Source organism: Yersinia vastinensis (assembly GCF_902726565.1).
Classification (GTDB): Bacteria; Pseudomonadota; Gammaproteobacteria; order Enterobacterales; family Enterobacteriaceae; genus Yersinia; species Yersinia vastinensis.
In genome coordinates, this window is sequence record NZ_CACVAF010000023.1 from 1 (window position 1) to 15,923 (window position 15,923).

The window sequence follows — 15,923 nt, forward strand, 5'->3', positions numbered from 1 at the left end:
AGTAGACATTATCACTAAGCACGAAAAGTTAAAACGGTAAAATTGAAGATATATAGGTATAAATAGGTAATCAATTGTAACAAAATATTTTTTACGGAACTATTCATAACCCTTTGATTAAATGAATTTTTAAGTAATTACATATAACCAAAACAGTGCAATAGCACCAAATCAGTGCAAAGTCATTTCAATTTGTTTCTTTTTTGTTCTGTTGGATGATTAGATTTGTAAAATGCAGCTGATATCACAAATCCAATGCGTTTTTTATATATCCAAAGTAATTAATTGACTATTTAAAATACAAACACCATAGAGATGGATGTCACATTTGGTGCAATGATAAAAACAAAGCATCAATGTCATTAATAGGTTTATAAAAAGTAAGTCTTTAGTGCTTGAGGAATTAGATGGATTTAAATTAACGATGTGTGATTTATAAAAAACTCAATAAGATAATCTTTAATCTTAAGAAGAAAAAATGAGCTATTATGGTGAGTAGCTCATTTTTTGTTTGTAAAATACGATATATAACTTCAAATTTAACTTAAGTAGAATTTTCTTTAGTTATATTAACTAAGGTAACTATCAGTGGGTGTATTCGTCATATCATCTTACTTATGATTTTGGCAGTTCACTTCCGTCCATTTGCACCAACATGATCCCAGCTCGTAATCCTAAAGCAACTCGCGGGTTGGGAAATAAAATCCACTCGTATTCATGTTCAACCCGATAAACCTCACTCAGTTGTTCCGCCATTAATGTACCTTGCTTAAAGCGGGTAAAGTTCACCGTATCATCTGATACCCACAATTTAAAATCTGGATGTTTTTTGAGTAGCGATTTCACAACACGATAAAATTTCATTGAGCCAGAAGTCCGCTCTGGCAGTTGTCCACCACAGGCAACAGCACGTAACCCTGCGATTATCATGCTAAATTGCTCAAGCTGATTTTTACCAAAAGGCAGCGCTTTACCCAGCTCCAAGGTACAGCTCGCTGCCTGGCAATGCTCGCTACTGAAATGAGCAAATGTCCCCCCCGCCGAGGTGTGCATAACCAATGCATCCAATTCAATATCCTGTAGCCAACGTAACATGGTCGATGAGTAGGGTGTTGGTTGATAAGGAAGCAACCCAAAACGGGTATGGTGAGAGGCGCGAATTGCCGTATGTAAATCATAATGCAACCGGGTTGAATGAGGGTCTGCGGCAAAAAACTCAATCACCTTTTGCTCAAGAGTTTCGGCTCGTCGCGTTTCGTCACAAGGTGGGTAATTCTGATGACGCCCACCAAACATACGATTGATATCAGCAGTGAGATAGCGCTCCCCCACTTTTATTGCTGGCGGATTCCCTAATATCACCAATAGACGTATTGCTAACAATAATTTTCCAGTTAACAAATCTGATACCAATTGGTTGAGAATCTCAATCGGCGCGGTTTCATTTCCATGGATACCCGCCGATAGCACCACCGACTGCGTGTGACCACGACGAGGCGTGAGCATGAATACTCCGTCCTCGATCCATTGCCATTCAAGGTTTGCCGTTTCACCACCGGTAACTGGCGGTGGATGACCCGATAAGGTGACCGACAGGAAATCTAGCATCATCATCCTTTCCCAAATATTTGTGCGGTGCAGGTCGCTGAATGACAGTTCTTACGGTTAGCAACGCTGAAACGGATATATCGAACCGAGGTTGAGTATTCTTGTCAGTTCATCCAATGCTTGCCGCCCTTCCTGCAAGAGCTGAGGATCAGCTAAATCCTTAAACTGCAAGTGGTCACGATAATGCTGATCGACCCAATTATTTAGTGTTACAAACAACGCTGGCGTCATCATAACCCGGCTATTAACCGCCTGTAGTTCCGTGTCACTTAGTGCAACACGCAATCGCAGGCAGGCAGGCCCACCACCATTGCGCATACTTTCACGCAAATCGAATACCCTGACTTCATCAATCGGCCCGCCACTGTTTATTAATTCAGACAGATATCGCCATACTGCGGGGCTTTCTTGCGATTCTTGTGGAATAACCAATAACATTTTGCCATTCGGTTTGCTCAGCAACTGACTGTTAAATAAATAAGTTGAGACCGACTCTGCAACTGACACTTGAGCAGCAGGCACTTCAATCGTGATCAATTGTTGCTCAATACTCGCCATCTTATGGCGAATATCGTCCATAACCTGAATATCGGGTACAAATGCATGTTGATGATGGAACAGCACATTTTTATTGCTGACAGCGATAACATCATTGTGGAATACGCCTTGATCGATCACCGCCGGATTCTGTTGTACAAAAACCGTCTGCTCAGGCTTTAGCAGGTGTAAACGTGCAACCGCTTCACTGGCTTCCAATGTCTGGCGGGCTGGATACCGGCTAGGTGTCGCCCCACTTTCTAACCCTTTGCGGCCAAAAACAAAGAGTTGAATTGCCGGTTGGTCATACTCCCCGCCCAAACGGTTATGATTTGCAGCCCCCTCATCACCAAACAGTTCGACACCCGGCAATGCTTCGTGATGAACAAAATGGCGATGGTTATTGAAAATACCTTTTAATATCTCGGCGGTAGTATCAACTTCTATGGCCCGATGAAACTTATTATTTAAATTGGCAACAGTGAAATGGACACGACTATCCGCACTGTCGGCAGAGGGCGAAACAGTGGCTGCATTGGCAGTCCACATGGATGATGCGGAGCTTACCGCAGACAATAAACGAGGAGATTTGCGCGCAACCTCACTTAATACCTGCTCATCTGAACCACTAAAACCGAGCTGGCGCAAAACATTTATTGCTGGCCGCTCTTGTGGCGGCAGCACCCCTTGTCGGTAACCTAAATCAGCCAAGGCTTTCATTTTCAGTAAACCCTGCTTTGCTGCCAACCGGGGATTGGAAATGTTGTTTTGATATTTGGCTGAGGCTTCATTGCCAAAAGACAAGCCAGCATAGTGATGTGTCAGCCCGACCAATCCATCAAAGTTAACTTCATATCCTGCCATCGTGTTCTCCGTGATGGGTCTATTGGCTATCGGGGAGATCAAAAGAAATGCCCGGCGATAAGGTTGCAGGCAGTGTCAGACTCTCGCTTTCCAATGAGGCCATTGGCCAAGCGCAATAATCTGCAGCATAGAATGCACTTGGCCGGTGATTACCTGAGGCTCCAACCCCGCCAAACGGCGCGGCACTAGAAGCTCCGGTGAGAGGTTTATTCCAGTTAACAATGCCGGCGCGAGCCTCTAGCAGCAGTTGATCAAATTGGTCGCGGTCTTCTGAAACCAATCCGATAGCTAAACCAAATCGAGTCTGGTTAGCAATTTGTAGCGCCTGGTTGAAGTCGGTATAGCGAATGACACTCACCAGTGGCCCGAAATATTCCTCATCGGGAACACCGCTGACGCCGGTAATCTCAATGATGCCTGGAGTCAAAACAGCACTTTGACTATCAGGCCGAGTCATGGTCAATAATGGCTTGCCCCCAAGCTCGATTAAATGTTGCTGCGCTGCCAACATTTTTTCCGCTGCCGGAGATGAAATCACCGCGCCCATAAAAGGGGCTGGTTGCATATCCCAAGGGCCAATACGCAATGCTTTAGCCACCGCAATAAATCGCCGTAAGAAGGCGTCGCCTTCCGCGCCCATCTTGACCAATAGGCGGCGTGAACAAGTACAGCGCTGACCGGCAGAGATAAACGCTGACTGGATCGCAAGGTTCACGACAGCATCACAGTCTGTTATCTGCTCCACAATCAATGCATTATTACCGCCCATTTCCAACGCCAGAATTTTTTCTGGCTGGCCTGCTAATTGGCGATGTAAGTGATAACCGGTATTGGCGCTGCCGGTGAACAGCAAACCATCAATATCAGGTTGAGCGGCCAGAGCTTCTCCGGTCTCACGCCCACCTTGCACTAAGTTAATAACCCCATCAGGAAGACCGGCTAATTGCCATAATTTAACGGTTTCTTCTGCGGTCAGCGGGGTAAGTTCACTGGGTTTGAACACCACGGTATTACCGGCTAACAGAGCAGGAACAATATGCCCATTGGGTAAATGTCCAGGGAAATTGTAAGGACCAAATACTGCTAACACACCATGTGGTCGATGGCGTAATACTGACATACCATCCGCCATCGCGGTTTGGCTGGTCCCTGTTCGAACTTGATAGGCCTGCAATGAGATAGCCACTTTTCCAATCATTGCCTGCACTTCCGTCAACGTTTCCCAGTGCGGCTTGCTGGTTTCGAGACTAATTGTGCGTGCCAATTGCTGCTTGTGCTTTTCAAGTAAAGTCGCAAACTTTTGAACTAGCGCTACGCGCTGTTCCAGTGGCGTGCGCGCCCATGCAGAGAACGCATCTCTGGCCGCTTGGCAGGCAGTGGCAACATCGGCGCTGTCTGCCGCTCGCGCTTGCCATAATAATGTTTGGTTTATAGGGTCATGTTTATCAAAATGAGCACCTTTGCCAGTGCGCCATTCCCCCTGAATAAAGAGTGCAGGATGGGTCATTTTCTTGTCTCCGGAGCAAAAAGGCTGACTATGCGAACCGAATCACCGGCAACGACACCCAGTGCAGCAGCATTTTCCGTGGTTAAATGCAGTAATTCGTCTGATAGGTGAGTGTTAATCAATATTGAGCGGAAATATTGATAACTGTCATTAGCCACTAAATAAGCCGTGCCACTTGGGTCTATATCGATATCATCAATGACCACGGTTCGCTTGCTGCTGTCGCGCACCGCCCGAACTTCATCGGTGTTGGCTTCCAATGTTGGCCCACCGTCAAAAATATCCACATACCCCTGATATTGCAGGCCTTCCGTTTCCAGCACCGCTCGTGCAGGTGCGGTATGGGGATGAACTTGACCTATCACAGCACGGGCTTCTTCCGCCAGGAAATCAACATACAGCGGGTGCTTGGGCATCAATTCAGCAATAAAAGCTTTTTGACCCGTGCCACTGAGGTAATCTGCTTTGGCAAACTCAATGGAGAAGAAGTGACGGCCAACATTTTCCCAAAATGGAGAGCGGCCTTGCTCATCCGTGTAACCTCGCATCTCGGCAATCACTTTGCGTGAGAAATACTGGCGAAATGCCGCAATAAATAGGAATCGGACTTTTGATAAGAAAGGACCGTTTTTATCCTTACGATATTCAGGATCAAGAAACAGTGTGCAAAGTTCGCTATAACCGGTGTGATCATTACTTAGAAATAAGGTCGGTACTGATTTGTACACATTGAGCGTTTTGGAGGCATGAACCAATGTCCCGACACGAAAATTATACCAAGGGTCATTCATCCCCACCGCCACTTCAATGGCACTGACGCCAACCACCTTTTCTCGTTCACTGTCTTCCAATACGAACAGATAACCCTGTTCACCCGTCGCTAAAGAACCTTGCCAAGTATTTAACGCGCGCTCAATCCTAGCCGCCAAATGGGGCTCATTTTGTGGCAGTGAGGTCATGCCAACGCCAGTTTTTCCAGCCAACTCCAGAATATCAGCTAAATCACGGCGCTCTACCGGGCGAATGATCATCATATTCAAGGTCCCTTGCTTACTGCATAAATGTTACGGCTTAGTCTTACGACAGACCTGCTCAATACCTATGGCAAGTCGGGCCAAGCCCTCGTTAATATCGCCCTGAGAGATAATCAGTGACGGAGCAAAACGCACCACATCTGGCCCGGCTATCAAGGCAATCAACCCGTGTTGAGCGGCAGCCTGAATAATGTCTTTTGACTTACCGGCATAATCGCTGTTGAGCACACAACCAATGAGCAACCCCCGCCCACGTATTTCTTCAAATACCTTGTACCGCGCATTGATTTCAGCCAGCCCATCCAAGAACCACTGATGCCTTTCTTTAACTCCGTGCAGTACTTCAGGGGTATTAATAAGGGAAAGAACAGTTCCAGCGACAGCGCACGCTAGTGGGTTGCCGCCGTAAGTCGTGCCATGGCTGCCAACATTCAGTGCACTGGCATATTTTGTTGTCGTCAGCATTGCCGCAATAGGGAACCCACCACCGAGTGCTTTAGCGCTGGTCAATACATCCGGAGTGACGCCATAGTGCATGTAAGCGTACAGTTCTCCGGTACGACCTACACCCGTTTGCACTTCATCAAAAATCAGTAAGGCATTGTGCTGATCACACAACATCCGCAAACCGTGCAGAAACTCTTTATCTGCGGGTAACACACCGCCTTCACCCTGAATTGGCTCGACAATCACTGCGCAGGTTTGGTCTGTAATCAGAGCTGCCGCGGAGGCTAAATCATTAAAAATACCGTGGCTGATACCGCCCGGTAATGGCGCGAAATCTTGCGAGTATTTAGGCTGCCCCCCTGCCGAGACGGTAAACAATGTCCGGCCATGAAATGCATTTCTGAATGCAACAATCTGGTTCTTCTCACCCTGCTGACCCGGTTTGTTGGCAAAATTATCCAATGCATATTTGCGTGCCAGTTTCAGCGCTGCCTCATTGGCCTCAGCACCTGAGTTACAGAAAAACACTTTCTCGGCGAAAGTGGCGTCAATCAGTTGTTTTGCCAAGCGCAATACTGGCTCGTTGGTATAGCCATTCCCCAGATGCCACACTTTGTCGGCTTGCTCAATCAATGCAGCTTTGACCGCCGGATGCCCATGCCCCAGAGCATTGACCGCAATGCCACCGGCAAAATCGATATAAGATTTGCCCTGCTGATCCCACAGCGTCGCACCTTCACCGCGCACCACGATAAAATCTGCCGGAGCATAGGTTGGGACGATCCATTCATCAAAAGACTGTCGGGTAACCGGGATTGGCTGTTCCATATTGGCCTCTTTAATCAGCGTAAATATTGGGTTGAGAGAAAGGTTGTCGGGATTATCGTCCTCACCAACAAAAATCTCGTACTCTGTTAACAATGAAGAATGAAATATATTCACCTGATATAAAGTGTACAGCAGCTTTCGTGCCACACCAGTCACTATGTGAATAGAATGTATTAATTCCATTAAAACAATAATTTAAATTGCATAATTATGCATACGACTAGCATTCATACTGAATTTAAGCGGTTACACTGCCCAATCCAGTAGATTTTCTCGATATTATATGCAATTGAGGCCAATTTTGATTTTTGCTCTATCAGATCACACTTTAGCAACACAAAAATAACAATGAAGTTTTATCATGCCCTATAAATGAGCAGTGAACGCATCAATTAAGTGCATTTCTGCTGTGAGGAATGTGGCGTTGCAAAACGAAATAAGGTTGTTTATGCATAACGCAAACAGAAAGAAATCGAGGGTATCAACAGAAGATTATGCTGGCATTAACGCTATTTCTGGGCGCAGCCAGCATCATAGTGCGAGGAAATAAACGGCTGATTAGCGAGAACGGTGCCCTGTTTCTCCCGTCAATTGAGTAATGAGTTGCGCCAAAATGCGAATGGCTTTTTCACTTTGCTCTGACCAAGCGAAGGAAGCATTCAGGCGAAAACAGTGATCAAATTGGCTGCCTGTCGTGAACATCCTGCCCGGTGCAATACTGACCCCCAGCGCCAATGCTCGCCGGTACAATTCACTGGCATTAAAAGGGGGTTCCAATTCCACCCATAAGAAATAGCCCCCTGCCGGGTGGCTAATTTTGACGTTTTTAGGAAAATGTTCCACCACCGTCTGACGCAATGCATTTAAGCGCTGTTCCATTATGCGGCGCAAACGGCGCAGATGGATATCATAACCCCCTTGGCTGAGGTAATCGGCAATAGCCAATTGTGTAGGAACACTGGCCGAGACGGTACTCATCAGTTGTAAATGCTGGATCCGCTGTGCATGCTCTCCCGCCGCTACCCACCCCACGCGAAACCCCGGTGCCAAACATTTAGAAAAAGACGAGCAGTGCAGAATTTGCCGATGTTGATCAAGTGCTTTTGCCGGCAGTGGTCGCTCGGCACCAAAATACAGCTCACCATAAACGTCGTCTTCGATCAGTGAAATATTATTCTGTTGCAGCAGCGCCACCAGCCGTTTTTTCTGCGGCCAAGACATCATACAGCCCAATGGATTCTGAAAATGTGTCATCAACCAGCAGGCTTTGATCGGGTACTGGCTAATCACCTGCTCAAGCGCATCCAGGTCTATCCCGTTTTGCGGGTGGGTGGTAATAGCAATGGCTTTTAAACGTAGACGCTCTATCGCCTGTAATGCGCCATAAAATGCAGGCGACTCGATAACCACCCAATCTCCAGGTTGTGTCACTGCCTGCAAACTGAGACTCAATGACTCCATCGCACCTGCGGTAATCACAATTTCCTCTGGCGAAACATTCATGCCACTGGCGGCATAACGCTGGGCAATATTGCGCCGTAAACTTTCATTGCCCGGAGGTAAGTTGGCCACAGAACTCTGCGGTGATATTTTGCGCGCGACACCGGCCAACGCCCGTGATAAACGCGGTTGCAACAATAGACTGGGGTCTGGAAATGCCGAACCAAAAGGCATAATTGCCGGATCTTTTCCGGCCTGTAACACATCAAAAATAAAGGTATTAATGTCTACCTGTTCATCCAAATGCAGTTTTTTGCCCCGTTGTGGCTGAGGCAATTGGGTTGGACGAGAAGCAACATAATATCCCGACTGCGGACGCGCCACGATCCAGCCCTGACTTTCCAGTAACTGATAAGACTGCACCACAGTCATTAAACTTAAACCTGATTGTTTACAACTTTCCCGCAATGAGGGCAGTTTGTCACCTGCCTGCCAAACCTTGGACTGTATTTGCGCCCGGATTTGTTGCGCTAACTGTTCATATCGAGTCATAGGCCAACTGTTATAGGTAAGATTGATTTAATTGTCACTATTATAGCCACTTTAACTTATGGTTAACTATCTGCCAAGTTCACTCCCCGAAATAATCGCCAGTAATGACGCCAATAAGTCACGACTGTGCGCATGATTCATTTTATCGATTGATGAGGCAGTACCATGTTTGCAGCGAGGTCGCTATGTTTGGCTTAACCGCTCTTGAGTTGGCCAGAATCCAATTCGCTTTCACCATTTCATTCCATATCATCTTTCCTGCGATCACTATCGGACTCGCCAGTTTTTTGGCGGTACTGGAAGGGTTGTGGCTAAAAACCAAAAATGAGGATTACCGCAGTCTGTATCATTTCTGGTCAAAAATATTTGCCGTAAACTTTGGCATGGGCGTGGTTTCTGGTTTAGTTATGGCCTATCAATTTGGCACTAACTGGAGCTTTTTTTCTGAGTTTGCCGGTAGTATCACCGGCCCATTGTTAACCTACGAAGTCCTAACCGCCTTCTTCCTTGAGGCTGGTTTTTTGGGTGTCATGCTGTTTGGTTGGAATCGCGTCGGCCCCGGTTTACATTTCTTCGCCACCTGTATGGTGGCATTGGGCACCTTAATGTCGACCTTCTGGATTCTGGCCTCCAACAGTTGGATGCAGACGCCTCAAGGTTTCGACGTTATTAATGGGCAAGTTGTACCCGTTGACTGGCTAAAAGTGATCTTTAACCCCTCATTCCCTTACCGGCTGCTACACATGTCGACAGCTGCTTTTCTGGCCTCCGCATTTTTTGTCGGCGCTTCTGCCGCTTGGCATTTGCTGCGCAAGCGCGATACCCCTGCGATGCGAAAGATGCTCTCAATGGCGATGTGGATGGCTCTGATTGTTGCGCCACTTCAAGCGGCTATTGGTGATGCTCATGGGCTAAATACGCTGGAATATCAGCCGGCTAAAATTGCAGCCATTGAAGGTCATTGGGAAAATGAACCCGGCGAACCGACCCCGCTAATTCTGTTCGGCTGGCCGGATATGAAACAGGAGAAAACTCACTTTGCGCTGAAAATCCCCTACTTAGGAAGTCTAATCCTGACACACAGTCTGGATAAACAGATCCCAGCGCTGAAATCATTCCCACCGGAAGATCGCCCCAACTCAACCATTGTGTTCTGGTCTTTTCGCATCATGGTTGGATTGGGTATGTTAATGATTTTAGCTGGTTTTTGGAGCTTATGGCTGCGCTGGCGTGGCGGATTGTATCAATCTCGCCCCTTTCTCTATTTCGTTTTGTGGATGGGGCCATCAGGGCTGATTGCGATTCTAGCTGGCTGGTTTACCACCGAAGTGGGCCGCCAGCCCTGGATTGTCTATGGCCTCCAGCGCACCAGCGATGCCGTTTCATCTCATGGTGAAATACATATGAGCATCAGTCTGGCTATCTTCATCTTGGTCTATGGTTCGGTATTTGGTGTCGGTTACGCCTACATGATGCGACTCATTCGCAAAGGCCCAAAAACAGGAGCTTATTATGGGCATTGATCTGCCACTGATTTGGTTTGTCATTATCGTCTTTAGCACCATGATGTATGTGGTTATGGACGGTTTTGACTTAGGGATCGGGATTTTGTTTCCGCTGGTCAAAAATGGCCGTGACCGTGATCTCATGATGAACAGCGTTGCCCCGGTATGGGATGGCAACGAAACTTGGCTAGTGTTGGGGGGGGCCGCCCTCTTGGGGGCTTTCCCGTTAGCCTATGCTGTTATTTTGGATGCGCTGGCGATTCCACTTACTCTCATGCTGTTAGGCCTGATTTTTCGTGGCGTGGCATTTGAATTCCGTTTTAAAGCCACCCCGGAAAAACAGCATATCTGGGATAAAGCTTTTATTGGCGGTTCACTGGTTGCCACATTTACACAAGGAATGGTTGTTGGTGCTTTCATTCATGGATTCCCCGTCACAGGGCGCAGTTACAGTGGCGGAGCATTTGATTGGTTGACTCCCTTTGCTCTATTTTGTGGTTTAGGCCTTGTCACGGCTTACGCCTTATTGGGATGCACTTGGCTGATTATGAAAACCGAGGGTCATGTACAACAGATAATGCACAAACTGGCTACGCCACTCACTTTGCTGATGTTATTAATTATTGCGGTTATTAGTCTATGGACACCGCTGACACATCCACAAATTGCCGCACGTTGGTTCAGCTTGCCCAATCTGTTTTGGTTTTTGCCCGTGCCCATATTAGTGCTTTTCGCCAGCGGGTCATTGCTCCGTTCAGTCAATCAAGGCGGCCATTATGCTCCCTTCCTGCTGACCCTGCTTCTCGTGTTTTTGGGGTATAGCGGCTTGGGCATCAGTATTTGGCCTTACCTTATTCCACCATCAATTACCTTATGGCAGGCCGCAGCACCGCCACAAAGCCTGGGGTTTATGCTGGTTGGCGCGCTCTTTATTATTCCAATCATATTGGTTTACACCTTCTGGAGCTATTACGTCTTTCGAGGGAAAATCAATCACGAACAGGGTTATCACTGAATGATGAAATCACACTCGACCTCCCAACCCCTAGAGCAGGTAAAAGCACCTTGGTGGAAGAAATTCGGTTGGATGCTGCTTATCTGGTGCGCTAGTGTGCTGGCGTTATTGGCAGTCTCGATGCTGTTCCGTATGATGATGACTGCCGCCGGGATGAAGTCTCATTGACATCATCCCCATCAGCGTTCATTCGCGGCAAGGTCGCTACGCTTATTGGCTAAAGGAACTCCACTTTATGAAACGTTATCTCATCCCATTGGTTAATCAGATAGCTTTGCTGATGATACTGCTGGGAATGCTAGGGCTCGCTGGCATGACAATTTCGTCATGGATGGCACAAAGCATTCAGGGTAACGCACATGCCATTAATAAAGCGGGTTCGCTGCGCATGCAAAGCTACCGGTTACTTTCAATGGTGCCGTTGGATAATCGTGATCTGCCCTATTTGACGGCACTGGAGCAAGACAAGACCAGCAGTGATTTACAGCATGCCCTTCAGCGGGAAGGCTTAACCAGCCAGTACCAGCAAATTGAGCGCTACTGGCAAAACACGTTAAAACCGCAACTGTTGCAAGCCAAGCATCCCGATGATGTCTCCAACAGCGTGGCAGATTTTGTCCACCAGCTTGACGCACTGGTACTCGCCATTGACCATAAAACCGAGCAGCGCCTCCTACTCGTTACCATGATTCAGTTAGTCTTTATCGTTCTGACATTGGGGCTCCTACTGGCAACTATTTACTATCTGCGCCGCCGTTTATTGCGTCCATGGCTGCAATTAATCTCAATGGCGAATGCGATTGGCCGTGGGGATTTCAGTAAGCGCTACACTCTTTCATATCAACGAGATGAAATGGGGATGTTGGGTACTGCACTGAATCGAATGTCGCAGGAGTTGTCATTAATTTACAGTGACTTGGAACAGCGTGTTGCCCAGAAAACAGCCGACTTACAACAAAAAAACCAAGTGTTGGCCTTTCTCTATCACAGTAGCCGTCAACTGCATACCCACCAGCCGCTGAGTGAACGTCTAGTGCCGGTTATTGAGCAATTACAAGCCCTGACGCCGTTGGAAAATGTGCAGATATGTTTGTATGAAAATCATCTCTATCGCGCCCATCTTGCTGATAATGCCGATGGAGAATATTTACCACCACAAAATCGCCCTACACCGCTAACCATTAGTGGTTCAACAACGGTAGTGAGCCACACCACCTCACGTGAATCGCTGAGTTGGAGTCTGAGTGATAAACTTGGCCAATATGGTTTGCTGCTGGCAAAGCTGCCATCAGATAACCCGCTTAATTCTGATCAACAGCAACTGGTGAATATGTTAGTTGAGCAGTTGACCAGTACTTTGGCGCTAGAAAGTCAGGCGCGGCATCAACAGCAATTACTACTGATGGAGGAACGCTCCGCTATCGCACGTGAGTTACATGACTCAATCGCCCAATCGCTCTCTTGCCTGAAGATACAAATCAGTTGTTTGCAAATGCAGGCCCCGGATTTGCCCGAACCCAGTAAGTTATTAGTGCAGCAAATGCGCGATGAACTGAATGTTGCTTATCGCGAGTTACGCGAATTGCTGACAACATTTCGTCTGAAATTGAATGCAGCCACATTGCAAGCGGCACTACAAACACTGGTCAACGAGTTCGGCGAGCGAGCCGGTGTGCCTATTACTTTCGATTTTAACTTAGCTTCAGGCGCCGTTCCCGACCACCAAGCAATTCATATGGTCAATATTGCTCGTGAGGCACTCAATAATATTTATAAGCACGCTCATGCCAGTAAAGCTGCTGTCAGCGTCACGGCGGAGGGTGGTGATATCGTTATGTCAATCATCGACAACGGTTGCGGGATCGGTCAGGCCAGTCAGCGGCCGAATCATTACGGCCTGATAATCATGCAAGATCGCGCCGCCAGCTTGCACGGCCAGTGCGATATTCGTCAGCGAGACGAAGGAGGGACGGAAGTCCGAGTGCGGTTTACGCCAGATAACGATGATCTTGACTGACGTTTTGACCCGGCCCATCACGTCATCTTTCTAAATTTGGTAGTCGATCACCACCTCATTGCTTGCTTCAGCCAACACTTTCTCTTTAATGTCATGCAGAGAAAGTGTTGGATTACAGAGCTGGATAAAGAACCAGATAAAGTTACGTTGTAACTGACCGCGTTTTAATCCCAACCAAACCGTGTTGGCATCAAAGAGATGTTCCGCATTCAGCCGTACCAGCCCTTTATCGCGATGCGCCTCATAGGACATATCAGCCAGAATCCCAACCCCCAGCCCCAATTCAACATAGGTTTTGATCACATCAGAATCTTGGGCACTGAGCGCAATATCAGGTATCAGACCTGCGTTTTTAAAGGCGTTGTCCAATCGGGAGCGCCCGGTGATACCTTGACGGTAAGTAATTAATGGCAAACGACTTAAGATTTCTAGCGTGATATTGGATTCTTGCGTTAATGGATGATTTTCCGGCACAACAATCGCGTGATGCCAGCGATAATATGGAAATGCAGCCACAGCCTCATCGCTCATCAATACTTCGGTAGCAATGCCAATATCAGCCTCACCGGATTGCAACATTGCGGCAATTTCTTGTGGATTCCCCTGACTGATGACTAACTTGACCTGCGGATACAGCAAGCGAAACTCTTTAATGACTCGGGGCAAGCTATAGCGCGCTTGAGTATGAGTCGTTGCTATGTGTAGCTGCCCACTATCATTGTTACTGAATACATCGGCTAATCGGCGAATCTGATTCGCATCATTTAACATGCGTTCCGCTACCGTCAGCAATTCTTTCCCCGGCTCAGTCATCCCTAACAGACGTTTACCACGCCGAATAAATATCTCAATGCCTAATTCTTCTTCCAGCTCTCGAATATGCCGGCTGACACCGGATTGCGAGGTAAATAAAGTATTTGCCACTTCAGTAAGGTTGTAATTGCAACGGGCCGATTCCCGAATAATTTTGAGTTGCTGGAAATTCACACTAACCCCCTTTTATCGTGTTTTGTTTGATGTATAGATTTACGGGGGACAAAGGTGACAAACAAATACAAAAAAGCCGCTGCTTATGTTTTTTTGTACTAAGCAAAGTGAATGATGGAGACCAGGCAATCGCTTTAAGGTGAAAAAACAAAAATAATATTATTTATCAAGTAAATAGGAGTTTATACGGTGTTATATATTTAGCTGAATTCAAAACATAAAAATGAAATTTGCTATATTTAATTACTTTTTAATATAGCACTTTGCCGTTAGACGCCATTTAGGGTCGATGATAAAATTGTCCAATTAAATTCACCTACAAAGACTTTTTCTCTTTCATATTCATGTCAGGGAGCGAGTTGATATTGTTGTTATTCAGTCTCTCGCACCAAGGGAGACTGTTCGGGAGTTATTCATGCCGTTGGCTATTATTGCACTAACCATTGCTACATTTGGCATTGGCACCAGCGAGTTTGTCATTATGGGACTGTTGCCAGAAGTTGCCCATGATTTGGGGGTCAGTATCCCTAAAACCGGTATGCTGGTTTCTGTTTATGCCATGGGGGTGGTGGTCGGCGCTCCTTTATTGGCTATTGCGACGGCAAGAATTCCACGTAAATCCACGCTACTGGGCTTAATCGTCCTGTTTATTATCGGCAATGTTCTGTGTGCCTTGGCTGAAACCTATAACCTATTAATGGCTGCTCGTATTATTGCCGCTCTGTGCCACGGCACATTCTTTGGGTTGGCATCGGTAGTCGCCACCGATTTGGTTCAGCCCAATCGCCGTGCTCGCGCAATCGCATTGGTCTTTATGGGTGTCACGTTAGCGAACGTGTTGGGTGTGCCTCTGGGGACGGCAATTGGTCAGGCTTTCGGCTGGCGTGCGGCATTTTGGGGGGTTAGCGCTATCGGTATTGTTGCCATTATTGCCGTCATAGCGTGGCTACCAAGTCATATTCCAATGAAGAAAATCAGCCCAAAGTTAGAGTTCAAAACGCTGATGCAGAAGAAAGTGCAAACTGCCCTGCTGTTATCCGTATTAACCAATACCAGTCTCTTTACTGTTTTCACCTATATTGCTCCCTTATTGCGCGAAGTTACTCGTGTGTCTGAACACGGCGTGACAGTTGTACTGCTCATTCTTGGCGTTGGCTTGTCTATCGGGAGTGTTCTAGGGGGGCGATTAGGGGATAGAAATCTGGTAGGTTCGATGACGAGATTGATAGCCATATTAATCGCTATCCTGCTCGCTCTTCACTACACCATTGGTTTTTATTTACCGGCACTACTGACATTATTTATCTGGAGTATTGTCGCATTCGCTCTGTGCCCTATGCTGCAACTCTTGGTGGTGGATCAAGCCCGTGATGCTCCTAATTTGGCATCAACATTTAACCAGAGTGCTTTCAATCTGGGTAATGCTCTCGGCGCTTGGCTTGGCGGCACATTATTAGCCTTTGGTTTACATTTACAACAACTTCCATTGGCAGCTATGGCTGTGATGGCCGTAGCGTTGGTCACAATGTTACGCCTAAGAATGCATTTCCGACGCACTGCAATTGTCCAACCTATCAGCTAA

At 47.0% G+C, this 15,923-nt stretch carries 12 protein-coding genes; 5 read left to right on the plus strand and 7 right to left on the minus strand.

Annotation, left to right across the window (positions count from 1 at the left end; all coding sequences use genetic code 11):
* Positions 1–615 precede the first annotated feature (615 nt).
* The 6 genes from astE to HUZ92_RS20420 all read right to left on the minus strand — a co-directional run bounded on the left by astE (position 616) and on the right by HUZ92_RS20420 (position 8,817).
* Positions 616–1,608 carry a succinylglutamate desuccinylase gene (gene astE, locus HUZ92_RS20395; protein WP_050098246.1) on the minus strand — a complete coding sequence of 331 codons (993 nt, stop codon included), beginning with the start codon at positions 1,606–1,608 and terminating at the stop codon, positions 616–618.
* Positions 1,609–1,665: 57 nt separating this feature from the next.
* Positions 1,666–3,009, minus strand: a complete 1,344-nt coding sequence (gene astB, locus HUZ92_RS20400) for an N-succinylarginine dihydrolase (protein WP_145579550.1) — start codon at positions 3,007–3,009, stop codon at positions 1,666–1,668.
* A 19-nt stretch (positions 3,010–3,028) separates the two neighbouring features.
* Positions 3,029–4,516: a succinylglutamate-semialdehyde dehydrogenase gene (astD, locus tag HUZ92_RS20405; RefSeq protein WP_050098248.1), complete on the minus strand. Its 1,488-nt coding sequence runs from the start codon at positions 4,514–4,516 to the stop codon at positions 3,029–3,031.
* Positions 4,513–5,550, minus strand: a complete 1,038-nt coding sequence (astA, locus tag HUZ92_RS20410) for an arginine N-succinyltransferase (RefSeq protein WP_087770294.1) — start codon at positions 5,548–5,550, stop codon at positions 4,513–4,515. The genes astD and astA overlap by 4 nt, the downstream gene beginning before the upstream one ends.
* Positions 5,551–5,580: 30 nt before the next feature.
* Positions 5,581–6,825 (minus strand): aspartate aminotransferase family protein, encoded by a 1,245-nt coding sequence (locus HUZ92_RS20415; RefSeq protein ID WP_050098624.1) that lies wholly within the window; start codon positions 6,823–6,825, stop codon positions 5,581–5,583.
* 558 nt (positions 6,826–7,383) lie between these two features.
* Positions 7,384–8,817: an aminotransferase-like domain-containing protein gene (locus tag HUZ92_RS20420; RefSeq protein WP_128451004.1), complete on the minus strand. Its 1,434-nt coding sequence runs from the start codon at positions 8,815–8,817 to the stop codon at positions 7,384–7,386.
* A 185-nt stretch (positions 8,818–9,002) separates the two neighbouring features.
* Between HUZ92_RS20420 and HUZ92_RS20425 the strand changes: the two genes are divergently transcribed.
* The 4 genes from HUZ92_RS20425 to narX all read left to right on the plus strand — a co-directional run bounded on the left by HUZ92_RS20425 (position 9,003) and on the right by narX (position 13,354).
* Entirely contained in the window at positions 9,003–10,340 is a 1,338-nt protein-coding gene (locus tag HUZ92_RS20425; protein WP_145579549.1) for a cytochrome ubiquinol oxidase subunit I, read from the plus strand.
* Positions 10,330–11,337, plus strand: coding sequence for a cytochrome d ubiquinol oxidase subunit II (cydB, locus tag HUZ92_RS20430; RefSeq protein ID WP_050098252.1), 1,008 nt, complete (start codon positions 10,330–10,332; stop codon positions 11,335–11,337). Before HUZ92_RS20425 ends, cydB begins: the two co-directional genes overlap by 11 nt.
* Complete coding sequence (locus HUZ92_RS20435; protein ID WP_072087778.1) at positions 11,338–11,505, plus strand: DUF2474 domain-containing protein; 168 nt, start codon at positions 11,338–11,340, stop codon at positions 11,503–11,505. It begins immediately after the preceding gene.
* 67 nt (positions 11,506–11,572) lie between these two features.
* Positions 11,573–13,354 carry a nitrate/nitrite two-component system sensor histidine kinase NarX gene (gene narX / locus HUZ92_RS20440; RefSeq protein ID WP_050098253.1) on the plus strand — a complete coding sequence of 594 codons (1,782 nt, stop codon included), beginning with the start codon at positions 11,573–11,575 and terminating at the stop codon, positions 13,352–13,354.
* A 30-nt stretch (positions 13,355–13,384) separates the two neighbouring features.
* Here narX and cbl read toward each other — a convergent pair whose 3' ends face one another.
* Positions 13,385–14,341, minus strand: a complete 957-nt coding sequence (gene cbl, locus HUZ92_RS20445) for an HTH-type transcriptional regulator Cbl (RefSeq protein WP_050098254.1) — start codon at positions 14,339–14,341, stop codon at positions 13,385–13,387.
* A 415-nt stretch (positions 14,342–14,756) separates the two neighbouring features.
* On the opposite strand from cbl, the gene HUZ92_RS20450 reads away from it, so the two are divergent.
* Positions 14,757–15,923 (plus strand): MFS transporter, encoded by a 1,167-nt coding sequence (locus HUZ92_RS20450; RefSeq protein WP_128451006.1) that lies wholly within the window; start codon positions 14,757–14,759, stop codon positions 15,921–15,923.